This window comes from Ureibacillus sp. GCM10028918 (assembly GCF_042666115.1).
Lineage (GTDB): Bacteria > Bacillota > Bacilli > Bacillales_A > Planococcaceae > Ureibacillus.
In genome coordinates, this window is sequence record NZ_JBHTFK010000017.1 from 214,234 (window position 1) to 226,582 (window position 12,349).

General features: G+C 35.9%; 10 protein-coding genes. 7 read left to right on the plus strand and 3 right to left on the minus strand.

What is annotated here, in order from left to right; all coding sequences use genetic code 11:
- Positions 1 to 234 precede the first annotated feature (234 nt).
- The 6 genes from ACFQU5_RS13950 to ACFQU5_RS13975 all read left to right on the plus strand — a co-directional run bounded on the left by ACFQU5_RS13950 (position 235) and on the right by ACFQU5_RS13975 (position 8,963).
- Entirely contained in the window at positions 235 to 2,352 is a 2,118-nt protein-coding gene (locus ACFQU5_RS13950) for a methyl-accepting chemotaxis protein (protein ID WP_390288746.1), read from the plus strand.
- A gap of 123 nt (positions 2,353 to 2,475) precedes the next feature.
- Complete coding sequence (locus ACFQU5_RS13955; protein ID WP_390288748.1) at positions 2,476 to 4,005, plus strand: spore germination protein; 1,530 nt, start codon at positions 2,476 to 2,478, stop codon at positions 4,003 to 4,005.
- Entirely contained in the window at positions 4,002 to 5,111 is a 1,110-nt protein-coding gene (locus ACFQU5_RS13960; protein WP_390288751.1) for a GerAB/ArcD/ProY family transporter, read from the plus strand. The genes ACFQU5_RS13955 and ACFQU5_RS13960 overlap by 4 nt, the downstream gene beginning before the upstream one ends.
- Positions 5,108 to 6,226, plus strand: coding sequence for a Ger(x)C family spore germination protein (locus ACFQU5_RS13965; protein WP_390288754.1), 1,119 nt, complete (start codon positions 5,108 to 5,110; stop codon positions 6,224 to 6,226). Before ACFQU5_RS13960 ends, ACFQU5_RS13965 begins: the two co-directional genes overlap by 4 nt.
- Before the next feature lie 75 nt (positions 6,227 to 6,301).
- Complete coding sequence (locus ACFQU5_RS13970; RefSeq protein WP_390288757.1) at positions 6,302 to 7,234, plus strand: VanW family protein; 933 nt, start codon at positions 6,302 to 6,304, stop codon at positions 7,232 to 7,234.
- 148 nt (positions 7,235 to 7,382) lie between these two features.
- A complete protein-coding gene (locus ACFQU5_RS13975) occupies positions 7,383 to 8,963 on the plus strand; it encodes an amidohydrolase (protein ID WP_390288760.1) in 1,581 nt (526 codons plus the stop codon).
- A 42-nt stretch (positions 8,964 to 9,005) separates the two neighbouring features.
- Here ACFQU5_RS13975 and ACFQU5_RS13980 read toward each other — a convergent pair whose 3' ends face one another.
- On the minus strand, positions 9,006 to 9,926 hold the full coding sequence (locus ACFQU5_RS13980; RefSeq protein WP_390288763.1) for an oxidoreductase: 921 nt from the start codon (positions 9,924 to 9,926) through the stop codon (positions 9,006 to 9,008).
- Between the two features lie 879 nt (positions 9,927 to 10,805).
- Between ACFQU5_RS13980 and ACFQU5_RS13985 the strand changes: the two genes are divergently transcribed.
- Positions 10,806 to 11,363 (plus strand): flavodoxin family protein, encoded by a 558-nt coding sequence (locus ACFQU5_RS13985; RefSeq protein ID WP_390288765.1) that lies wholly within the window; start codon positions 10,806 to 10,808, stop codon positions 11,361 to 11,363.
- 224 nt (positions 11,364 to 11,587) lie between these two features.
- On the opposite strand, the gene ACFQU5_RS13990 is transcribed toward ACFQU5_RS13985, so the two are convergent.
- Both ACFQU5_RS13990 and ACFQU5_RS13995 read right to left on the minus strand, forming a co-directional pair.
- The gene (locus tag ACFQU5_RS13990; protein ID WP_390288768.1) at positions 11,588 to 11,920 is read right to left on the minus strand and encodes an NUDIX hydrolase; all 333 of its coding nucleotides are present in this window, start codon (positions 11,918 to 11,920) and stop codon (positions 11,588 to 11,590) included.
- Positions 11,921 to 12,040: 120 nt separating this feature from the next.
- Positions 12,041 to 12,334, minus strand: coding sequence for a HesB/YadR/YfhF family protein (locus ACFQU5_RS13995; protein WP_390288770.1), 294 nt, complete (start codon positions 12,332 to 12,334; stop codon positions 12,041 to 12,043).
- Positions 12,335 to 12,349: the final 15 nt, after the last annotated feature.

The following is a 12,349-nucleotide window of genomic DNA, read 5'->3' on the forward strand; positions in this document are numbered from 1 at the left end:
TAATGCAAGTGGAAATAAATTCTAAAAAAGTTATCATTTTATTATAAAAGGTATACTTTATAACTACTTTTAATTTTTCATTTAGTAATAATGTTCTAAATTTATATTTTATTAGAATTATTTTTAGTATATAATTAATTCTGAAAATAGTACTCAAAAAGGGAGGGTTTTACAATTCAAACTTCATTATTTATATAATTGAATGATGGAACCGCAACAGGGGGGGCTACATTATTGTTACGAAAGTATAATAAGCCAAAAAAACAAAAGGCTGAAGTTGACCAAATTAAGCAGAAAAAGCAGAAGGTACAAAAGGGTAAGGGTCCAACGAAGCTAAAAAAGCAAAAGACTCCGAAAGACTCAAGCAAGCATGGTCGGATAATTAGTATCCGAACTAGAATCATAAGTGTCATTTTATTAATTTCCATTATTCCGTTAATAGCTGTGGCGTCTTTTATTCAAAATAATAATAGTGGTATTTTGATAGAAAAAGAACAAAATGCAATGCAGGAACTTGCAGTAAGCAAGGCCCAATCCATCGAACAATGGTTTAATTCGCAATTATCGGAAATGCAGGTTGCCGCTGCCAGTGATGTGATGAAAACAATGGATGCAGAACGAATTTTGCCTTATATTAATATGTTGGAAAATCGTTCTGACGAGTTTGAAACGATGTTTGTGATCGATAAAGAAGGCACAGTACTAGCCCATACACTAAAGGGAGGTATTGGAGCCGATTATAGTGAGCAAAGTTATGTTCCTAGTGTATTTGGTGGAAAATCTGTCTTCTCAGAAGTATTAACTTCGGATGAAACAGGTAATCGAGTTGTCATTGCGGCTACACCCATTATTAATGACAAAGGTTTGATTGTAGGTATACTAGCCGGTGCTGCAAATCTTGAAGAATTGATTGGTACATATTTAACGGAAGATGGAGAGTCTTCTAACTTAATCACTTTAATTGATGGGCAAGGTATTATTCAGGAACATCCTTCTAAAGATTTAGTTGGAAGTAAATTTGAAGGAGCCAATATTGGCGCTTTAAGCACATTTCTTGAAAAAAGTATCAAGAAATCAGGTATCTCTACATTTAATTATCAGAATGAGGAATACATTATTACCTATACACCTATCAACTCTGTAGGTTATGGGTTAAGCATTTATACACCTTCTAATGATGTGCTTTCTGATTCTATAGCACTTCGCGATACAACAATACTGATGATAATAATTGCTGCTGTCGTCATTATTCTAGTAACCTTCATCATTGTGCGAAGCATTACAAAACCTATTTTGGTTCTTTCATCGAAAATGGAAAGAATTGCAACAGGGGATCTTACAACAACGATTATCAAGACAAAACGACGTGATGAAATTGGTCAACTATCAAACAACTTTAACCTTATGATAGATAATATTAAGCACCTAGTCTCTGAAATCAAGAAAGCGTCAGATAATGTACTTTCTTCTTCCGAAGAATTATCGGCTAGCTCTGATGAAACAGTCCAAGCAACTGAGCAGATTGCTGCGTCGATTCAAACAATTGCTTCCAACACTGAAACCCAAGTTAGCTTTACTGATAACGCTAAGACAGTTGTTGCCAATATTTCGAATGGAATTTCGACAATAGCAGCTAATATCCAGAGGACCAATGAACTTTCAAGCCAAGCAGTCGATGCTTCTGGTTCAGGGTCAGAAGTGATCGGAAGCACAATTAACTATATGAAAACTGTTGAAGAAAAAACAAATGCTGCATCGGTCACAATCAATGGGCTTGGGAAGAAGTCATCTGAAATTAATGACATTATTTCGGTTATCACAGAAATTGCAAACCAAACAAATTTACTTGCACTAAACGCTGCTATTGAAGCAGCCAGGGCAGGCGATTACGGCAGAGGGTTTGCAGTGGTTGCAGACGAGGTTCGTAAACTTGCAGAGCAATCAAGTAAAGCATCTGGCCAAATAAGTGAACTGATTAAAGATATACAAAATGAGATTACCTTATCTATTCAAGCAATGAGTGAAGGGAATTCTGCCGTCAACGATGGAAAAGAATTAGTCATGAGGGCGGGCAGCGAATTTGAAAATATTGCACAAGCTGTCGACACGGTTTCGATTCATATGAAAGAGATATTGGATGAGAGCCGATACATTAAAAACTCCTCGGAAAAAATGGTTGATGAAATTGAACATATATCAAAAATATCAATCGAAGCATCGCGTAATACGCAGGAAATTGCTTCCGCCTCGGAGCAACAAAATAGTTCAATGGAAGAAATAGCAGTTTCGGCTGATAATTTAGCTACCATGGCTGAAAATCTAAGATCTGCCGCGCAAGCTTTTAAAATGTAAAAACATAAGGCAATTTTTTCGTTTACTAAGCGAAAAAATTGCCTTTTTTCATTCAAAACTTAAAAGTATAGTTCAATCCTTTAACGACATCCTATGTAAAGATAGGAAATGGAGAGAAGTTTTATGTTTAGAGGATATAAAAAGAATTTAGCCAAATCAAATGAGCAACCGAACAAAGCGGAACCTAAAAACATCTCAATTCCAACGTCGAAAATAGAGTTTCTTGACCAACTTAAGGAGACCATACATTCACCTGCAGATTTGGTTGTCAAAAATATTAGTGACTCAATTACAATAGCATTTCTAGAATTCTTAATCGATGGGAAAACGTTAAACGAACAAATATTACCTACTTTAGAGAAAGTAAATAATGCGTCACCTAAAGTTATAAAAGAAAACCTCTTGATAGCTGAAGTAGACTTAGCTACCGAGCTTAATCACTGTGTATATGAAATGTTGATTGGCGCAGTATTGATACATGTAGAAGGCCATTCTGAACTTGTCATTGCTAAAATATCTTCCTACCAATCGAGAGGTTTATCCGCTCCAGAGAACGAATCTCAAGTAATTGGTTCACAGGTAGGCTTCAATGAAAACTTGGCGACAAACATTTCAGTAATTCGCCGCTATATTACTAATACTAAATTATGCAATGAAAAGTTTACTGTAGGAGCCGAAACAAAGACGTCATTATCCGTTTTATATATCAACGGTATTGCTTCCGAGGAGCATGTGAATACAGTTCGTCAAAGGATTAGTGATCTTAACGTATCCGACCTTCTTGATAGTGCAGTCTTATCGGAATTGATTGATGATAACTCATTATCTATGTTTCCTCAGTTGTTATTAACAGAAAGACCCGATCGATTCTGTGACGGTCTATTAAGCGGAAAAGTAGGAATTGTTGTAAACGGAAGTTCTATGGCAATTCTTTGTCCCTATAGCTTTATTGAATTTTTTCAAAGTAGGGAAGACCAAAACCTTCGTTGGCCAATAGCAACATTTATTCGCTTATTGCGTTTCATGGCGATATTGATTTCTATTTTTTTTACACCAATTTATGTTGCCGCCTTAACCTTTCATTATGAGATTATACCGCAACCTTTATTAGTCCCATTAAGTGAATCAAGGGCAATCGTTCCGTTTCCACCCATTATAGAAGCCTTGGTTTTAGAACTAATCATTGAATTACTCCGAGAGGCAGGGGCAAGATTGCCAACGAAGGTCGGTCAAACAATTGGTATTGTTGGTGGTATCGTATTAGGTACAGCAGCCGTACAGGCAGGAATAACAAGTAACATCTTAATCATTATTATTGCTTTATGTGCACTTTCTTCATTTACAACACCCAATTATCTGATGGGGAATGTAATCAGAATCTTGCGTTTCCCAATCATTATCTTAGCGGGATTTTGGGGCTTTTACGGTGTTATGCTAGGGTTTTGCTTTTTGATGCTTCATTTATTAAGACAATCAAGTTTAGGGGCACCCTATATGGCACCAATTTATCCACCAAGGTGGCGAGATTGGTCAGACAGTTTTATAAGACTTCCATTGCCATTAATAAAGCGTCAATCAGTGAACGCAAGAGCGAATGATACAGGAAAGGGTACAAACGATAACCTTGCGAAAGAAGAGAAGGTGATCAGATGAAATCTACTCTTCAAATTAGCAATGACCAAAAAATAAATGCTTCTCTCTTCTTTTTTGTTGTTTCAGCAGCTCAAATAGGTGTAGGAATCCATGGCTTTCAAAGAGTCCTAGTAAAAGATGCGGGCCATGACGCGTGGATTTCCGTCATATTAGCTTCTCTCTTTTCACATATCATTGTCTTTGTCATGGTAAAAACATATGAATTATATCCATCAAATGACATCTATGGAATCCACCAAGATATATTCGGTAAATACATCGGTAATTTTCTTAATCTAATCTATGTTTTATATTGTACTTTCGCATTCTATTCGGTAATCAGGAATTACATTGAGGTAATCAACACGTGGGTATTCCCCGGTTTAGCACAATCATTTATATCAATTACTTTGCTGATACTTGTGATTTATGCATTTACTGGTGGTTTGCGAATTATCATTGGGGTCTGTTTCTTCAGTTTTATATCTGGTATATGGATATTATTTATTGTGTTTATCCCATTGCAGTATGCACATTATAATCATCTTTTACCTGTATTTAGCAATGATTTAACAAGCATCTTTAAAGGTGCATATTCAATGACCTTTACGATAGTTGGATTTGAAATAATTAATACGCTCTATCCTTTTGCAAAGGAAAGGAACAAAGTAAAAAAATATGTTCATCTTGGGCTTCTTTGTACTTTAATTGTTTATTTGTCTGTCATACTCGTTTCACTTGTTTACTTTAGTGAAGCCCAAATAGAAAGAACAGTCTGGGCAACCCTTACTCTATTTAGTGTTATAAAACTCCCGTTTGTTGAAAGAATTGAAATTTTCATCATTTGTTTTTGGATGATTATCATATTGCCTAATCTCTGTTTATTTTCTTGGTCTGCGTATAGAGGTATTCAACGAATCAAAAATATTAAAGGGACAACTTTTATTTGGATTTTTTGTCTAATAATATTTCTAGCTAGTATCCCGCTTCAATCGCGTACTCAAATAGATAAAATTAACAACATATTTGCTCAAATAGCTTTTTGTATCGTTTTTATCTACCCATTCCTCCTCTATATTTTGGCACTGACCAAAAAGATATTGAAAAAAGGGGTGAGAAAACATTGAAAAAAATCAATTTTGTTATTTTGGTGGTATGTTGTTGTATTTTGATAATGGGATGTGCCGAACCAAAAATTCTCGAAAGGGTAGGTTTAGTGACGTTAGTTGGTTATGACACGGAAGAGGAAAGTAAAGTGACTGCTACCTCTGTTATAAGACAAATCAACCCAGACCTTGAGAGTAAAGTGGAAGTTCAATCAGAAACTGAAAGTACAAGTAAAGGGACACGTGTCAAAGTGGACATGAAAACAGCAAAAGCATTGGCAGCTGGTCAGATGAGGGTAATTTTATTCGGAGAAGATTTAGCAAAAAAAGGCATTGAAGAGGCTATACACACAACAATGATGAATAATGAAATTAGTACAAGTATTTATCTGGCAGTTGTGAAAGGTACAACAAAGTCACTCCTAGAGTATCCATATAAGGATGTTACTGATATCGGGCAACACATCTTTAACTTAATTGATCATAATGTCAATCAACAATATACGATATCCTCATCATTACATGAAATTGTTCGAGATAATTACTCGGAAGTGCGAAATTTTGCTTTACCTGTACTTCGTAAAAAGGGTGAGTTTATCCAACTTGATGGGATTGCACTTTTTCGGCACGGAAAAATGGTCGGGGAACTACCGGCAGGTGATATATTCTATATAATGATGGTGCAGGACAACTTTGAGAACAGTACTCTTGAGCTCGTTTTAGATGGAGAAAGAATAGATTCATCCAAATTCGAAGAAAAACAATTACAAATTGCCGTGGATTCAATTTATACCAAAAGAAAGATTAAGGTAGTTAATCCTAAACAAAACGAATTTGATTTAAATATTAAAATCAATTGTCGGTTATTAGAAATTAATTCTTTAATATCGACTACTGATTCTAAATTGTTAGAAAAAATCGAGAAAGCAATGAATCAAAAAATCGAGAATGAAATTACCAGAATTCTTGCTTATAGTCAGGAAGTTAATTCGGATATCTACGGCTTTGGCGAACAATACAGAGCGCAAGTTCGAGATGCATCGCTTACTGACAAAAAATGGAGTGAAATGTTTAAGGAAATGAAAGTAAACATAAATGTTGAGGTAGAAATTATTCGTAATGGTGTTTTTGAATAATTTTGTTTCATTTCATAATTCAATTTGATTGGGGAATGATAAACCCAACTACGTCAATAGTTAGGTTGGGTTAAAATGTTTGATATGAAAAGCGTTAAAATATTTTTTGTATTTTCCGTACTTTTCCTTTCGGTAAATATATCCTATATTAAAGCAAATGAGTCAGACCAGGATGACACGACCCCTAACACAAGTATTAAAATTATTGATCCATTTACCGATGAGGTAATAAAAGAAATTACTCCTACTGGCTATGAATTAGCAATAGACATAACTCAATATAAAAAAGAGTTGGAAAAATGGGTTCATCAATATAGTAGTGGTTATATCAAGCCGATGATTCTTGACAAGATAGATGAGAACCGGGAAATCATCAAAGGTAGACCCCTCATCAAGGTTAATGAAGAGCTGCTTGTCGAACAAATAATTCAGCATTCTTTTACAGGGGGAGAATTTAAATTACCTTTAAATTATATCCAAAGTGATTATAGCAAAAAGGATATTCCTTATTTAAATGAAGTTGTACTAGCATCTTACTCCACACACTTTAAAGCATATAAAACTGGAAGAAGCAAAAACATAGAACTATCTGCAATCGCCATCAACAATATAATCGTCGGCAATAATGATACTTTTTCATTTAACTCAGTCGTGGGACCAAGGGATGTGGCATCAGGCTATCAAATGGCACCCGAAATCATTAAAGGAAAGATGGTCATGGGAATTGGTGGTGGAATTTGCCAAACCTCTTCCACTTTATTTAATGCCGTTGACAAGTTACATGTTAAAATCATTGAGAGACATAATCATTCAAAGGATGTAGGATATGTACCTAAAGGAAGGGATGCTACGGTTTCCTTCGGCGGGTTAGATTTTAGCTTTCAAAACACATTAGGGATTCCTTTTCTAGTAAAAGCATATTATCAGCCAGGCACTATAACCATACAAATTAGAACTTCTAAAGAATACGAACAAATATTAAAAAACGAATTAAGTCAACTACACTAAAGACACCTTCTCGTGTCTTTTTCTTTATGCAAGTGTAAATCCTTACTTGAGGAATAGTGAGTAAAATAGGATAATGAGATTAGCAGAAAATGTAACTATTTCCATTAACATTGTTTATCTTGAATTAATTTCGAAAGGATTGTTCAATATGAAAGAATTATGGTATGGTGGGCCCATTTATACGATGGTCCAAGAAAACGAAATAGTAGAAGCCGTTTTAGTAGAGAACGGTAAAATTCTAGAAATAGGAACAATCGAGAATCTAAAATCTAAATCAGATAAGTTGATCGATTTGAAAGGTGCTGCAATGTACCCAGGATTTGTTGATAGTCATCTTCATATCCTTTTCCACGGTGAAAAGTTAATTCGGCTAGATTTGTCAAAAGCTGCTTCTGCAGACGAAATGCTGGCATTAGTGCGTGAAGCCGCGCAAAGCACCCCTTCGGATAAATGGTTATTTGGAGAAGGCTGGAATGAAAATAATTTTGCTGACAAACGAATTCCATCCATTCAAGAACTTGACGCTATTCGAGCAGAGCCAATCCTGTTGACTCGTGTATGCCATCATGTTGTATTAGGAAATACAGCTGCATTACAAGCAGGTAATATTCATGAAGATAGTGCATCCCCTGATGGAGGCAAAATTGGGCGTGATTCTCAAATGAAGCTAAATGGCCTTTTATATGAACAAGCTTGTAATTTGGTAACCAATGCGATTCCTCGTGAAGGAGAAGCGTACATAGAAGATTTAGTGGATGCGTTAGATCGCTCTATTGATGATATGTTATCAAAAGGCCTAACAGGTGGCCACACGGAAGACATGAGCTATTTTGGAAAGTTTACAAATCCACTTTCTGCATATGAGAGAGTAATAGGAGAGAAACATCACTTCCGAGTTAATCTCTTGAGACATCATACTGTCTTTGAGGAAATGATGGAAGCGAATCTATCGTTTGATGAACCATTTATTGAACCTGGTGCAATGAAGATTTTCGCAGACGGTTCACTTGGTGGGGCTACAGCGGCATTAATTGACCCTTATACAGATGATCCCTCTAATAAGGGGTTGTTGATTCACTCAGATGAACAATTTGAGGAACAGGTAAAATTAGCCCGTAAGTACAATGAAGCAATTGCTGTACATTTAATCGGGGATGCGGCTGCAGAACAAGTAATCAATGCTATCGAAAAATATCCAGTACCAAACGGTAAACGTGACCGGTTAATCCATTGCTGTGTATTAAATGAGGATTTATTGAAAAGGATGACGAAATTATCAGCTGTAGCAGATATACAGCCAGCTTTTGTCCCTTCTGATTTCCCATGGGTGATCGAACGGCTCGGTGAAGAGAGGCTAGAATATGCATATGCCTGGAAGAAAATGTTGGATAATGGGATAATGTGTTCTGCTGGAACAGATGCACCCATTGAAGACATTAACCCAATTGCCTCGATTTACGCAGCGGTGGAACGTAAAAAACCTTTTGCCAAGCATGACGGCTATCTTCCACAAGAGAAACTTACACGTTTCGAGGCTATTCGCGCTTACACATATGGGAGTGCACAAGCTATTGGAAAAGAGGATATGCGCGGGTTAATTCTACCAAGCTATGACGCTGACTTTTCTATTTTTGACCGCGATTTATTTGAAGGTACTTCCGAACATATGTTAGAAGCGAAAGCTGTTAAGACTGTCGTTGCTGGAAGAGTCGTTTTTGAACGGAAATAATAATACAATCCCCTCTGCCAATGACAGAGGGGATTATTCATTTTAAAATTTATAAGTGATGCCCGTTAGTTTTTCCGATAGTATCCACAGATTACTAGAAACATTTTCGACGAATTGTTGGTCTAAAAGTTCAAGTTCAGTAGGATAGCCTTTTATTCCTTTTCGTCCATCTGGTCCGATATATTCTCCACCACGTATGGAGTATTCAGTAGCTGCGTACAAAATTGGATAGGCAGCAGTTTCGGCACTTTGACCAATAATTTTTAATGAAGCACGCGTCAAGCGGGTTTTAAGAGTGCGAGAACCCTTTCCAAATAAATACGTCTGAGCAATCCCGGGATGACAGGCGATACTTTTAGCATCAATATTACGTGACCTAAAACGATATTGGAGTTCCTTTGCAAAATACATACAAGCTAGTTTACTTTGAGCATAGCTTTTCAGCAGGCTAGTTTTACTTTTACTCCCACTAAATTGACTGAATTCTGGTTTCAAATTGTGAGCTGTTAGACTTCCAAGAGAAATAACTCTTGAATCCGGTGTTTTAGTGATTAAATCCAACAGTAATCCCGTTAAGGCAAAATGCCCAAGATAGTTGATGCCGAACTGTGACTCAAATCCATCTTTTGTTTCTCTTCGGGGAGGCTTCATTACACCTGCATTATTAATAAGTATAGATAAAGAACGAAACTTTTTTCTGAATTCCTCCGAAAACTCTTTTACACTTTCTAAATCATTTAAATCTAGTTTTAATACGTGTACATCTGCATTTGGAAATTCTGATCTAATTTTATCTACAGCTTCATGTCCTTTATTCATATTACGTACAGCCAGAACAACGGTAGCATAATTTTCTGCCAATGCTAAACTTGTTTCGTAGCCGATCCCGCTGTTTCCTCCAGTAACTATTGCTACTTTTCCTGTTAAATCCCCAATATCTCGTTTCGTCCAACCTCTAGTCATCTATCACACACTCCTTAATTACTGATATCGATTGATGGAGTTAACTTTCTATATAAAGTCTAGTAAATTATGTTCTATTATATGTTCTAAACTTAAAATCAGAAGAAAACCCGGTGATGGTGTTTTAAGAAATGTGCTTGGAGTTTGACATGCATCGAACAGAGAAAATTCACGGAACAATAATTTTATATTCGTTGAATTAGCTACTATCAATCTCGATTTAAAAAAGCCACACACATTTTTGTGTGCCGTAAAAATTTAACTATCTAAAAAACCATGGTTCCAAATAACTTGGGTTTGGATAACTGTAAAACCCTTTCTGTCCATGTACTTAATTTGCCTTTATCGATATACTCAGATTTTAATATGTACACTAATTTTTTCAAATTCTTCATTGCCTGCTTAGCCCCTTGCATTGGCAATATAATACGCTTTGTTAATTCCTGTTTAATCTATCTAATATTGCAAATGGTCCTTTAGGCGCGCCTGTAGCAATCATCCATGTTTTATCAATTGTTTCAACATCAGCGGCCTCCAGATTTTGTTAATAGAGGCCCTTTAAATTCATCATTCGATTTTTCCCTTGATCGATTGCTTCATCACTAATATCATGTACAGCAACGTCATATCCTTCAAAGGCGGTATGGAACGCAATTTGACTTCCTAAAACCCACTGCCTGCAACCACAATCTTTTTATAATCCATACTAAAACCCCTTATCTAGTTTTGAACATGAAGTTTTATTTTCACTTTTCATAATAGACATGCTCCATTTTTTTAAAGAGGAATAAGAAGTTTCTTTTTGGTTTTAGTTTATTGCTGTAAGTTCTTCCACATATATAAAATGAATAGGATAGTAGGAAAGGAGCGAATTAAGGCATGTCTATAGGAGTTATTTACGGAAGTACTCGAGAAAAAGGGAATACGGAATGGTTAACTGAGGAATCGATTCGCGGGGTACCAGTTGAAAAGTTTTATCTTCGAGAGTATAACATTTTACCAATTAAAGATGAACGACATACAGAAGCAGGATTTCAAGAAGTTGCAGATGATTACAGTCAACTTATAGGAAAGATTATAAAGCATGACGTACTTATTTTTGCTACACCTGTTTATTGGTATAGTATGAGTGGGACAATGAAGCTGTTTATAGATCGGTGGTCTCAAACGTTAAGAGATAGCAATTATCCAAACTTTAGAGAAGAATTAGCGAAGAAGAGTGCTTATGTCATTGCAGTAGGTGGAGATAAACCGACTATTAAAGCACTTCCGATGATTCAACAGTTCCAATACATTTGCGACTTTTTCGGAATGACGCTAGATGGTTATGTTATAGGGAAAGCAAGCAAGCCCGGAGAAATTCAAAGGGATACGAAGGCAATTGCCGCTGCAAGCCAGCTTAGAATAGCATTTTTAAAGCATTTAGAAATGGAGTAGAGGGATAAGGTAGATTCTTGAAACTTATAGAACTAACTCTAATAATATATATCAGTATTAAAACGAGTTGATGTAGGATGTCAACTCGTTTTATTGGTCGTTTTTTGTTAGCTTAAAATTTCATCCAGATATGGTTCAATAAATCCTTTATACTCAGGTGTTGTGTTCTTGGGAATTTGTAGGGGGGGGATAGTAGGCTAATGCTTTTGATTCATCATTCTTTGTTAAAACACCACTTGCTGGTTTAGTTGAAAAACCGCAGTAACCGAATAAAATTCATCTCCATTTTCAACTCTGCAGTAATAGTCTTTTCCAGAAAAAACACCCAGCATTTTCAGATCGTATATCGTTAACCCTGTTTCTTCCAGCACTTCTCGGCAAGCAACTTCTTCGAAACTTTCACCTAAATCCATCAAACCACCTGGTAACCCCCAGCTTCCATTAGGGCGTTGCTGAAGTAGAACCTCTTTATTCTCATTTACAATAATCACAGCGGAACCAGGTAAGATTAATGGTTTCGTTCCAACATATTCTCTGATTAATTTATAATATTCCATTTTAATATTACCTCACAATAGCACTTCTTTATTACTAACTATTACAATTTACATTTAGAAATACCTTTATTTTGACAACAAAAAAGTGAGAAGTAATACTAACATCACTTCTCACTTCGACTATTGTTTTATATAGTCATATTTAATCTCTTCTGTTTCTATATTTACATCTACAAGTAAATCATGGTCATTAAAAAACCAAAGGTCATCTTTTTCTATATAGAAATGAACCTCATCAATTATTTGCACGATTCCCACATCATGTGGCTCTTCACGATTCATTCCAAGGGAAAAACCTTCATGAAAGGGGGATGATCCTCCATAACGTGCATAGAAACGAATTGTATCGCCAGCTGAGATTTCCATTTCTTCTTTAAACCATCGTAACGCTTCTTCGGTAACTTTTATGTTCATTCCATAAACTCCCCT

What these genes read in the sequence shown, in the direction of transcription:
- ACFQU5_RS13955 (WP_390288748.1), top strand. Translation starts at nt 2,476, where the DNA reads ATGTTTAGAGGATATAAAAAGAATTTAGCCAAATCAAATGAGCAACCG.
- ACFQU5_RS13960 (WP_390288751.1), top strand. Translation starts at nt 4,002, where the DNA reads ATGAAATCTACTCTTCAAATTAGCAATGACCAAAAAATAAATGCTTCT.
- ACFQU5_RS13990 (WP_390288768.1), bottom strand. Translation starts at nt 11,920, where the DNA reads ATGGAATATTATAAATTAATCAGAGAATATGTTGGAACGAAACCATTA.
- ACFQU5_RS13985 (WP_390288765.1), top strand. Translation starts at nt 10,806, where the DNA reads ATGTCTATAGGAGTTATTTACGGAAGTACTCGAGAAAAAGGGAATACG.
- ACFQU5_RS13975 (WP_390288760.1), top strand. Translation starts at nt 7,383, where the DNA reads ATGAAAGAATTATGGTATGGTGGGCCCATTTATACGATGGTCCAAGAA.
- ACFQU5_RS13995 (WP_390288770.1), bottom strand. Translation starts at nt 12,334, where the DNA reads ATGAACATAAAAGTTACCGAAGAAGCGTTACGATGGTTTAAAGAAGAA.
- ACFQU5_RS13980 (WP_390288763.1), bottom strand. Translation starts at nt 9,926, where the DNA reads ATGACTAGAGGTTGGACGAAACGAGATATTGGGGATTTAACAGGAAAA.
- ACFQU5_RS13970 (WP_390288757.1), top strand. Translation starts at nt 6,302, where the DNA reads ATGTTTGATATGAAAAGCGTTAAAATATTTTTTGTATTTTCCGTACTT.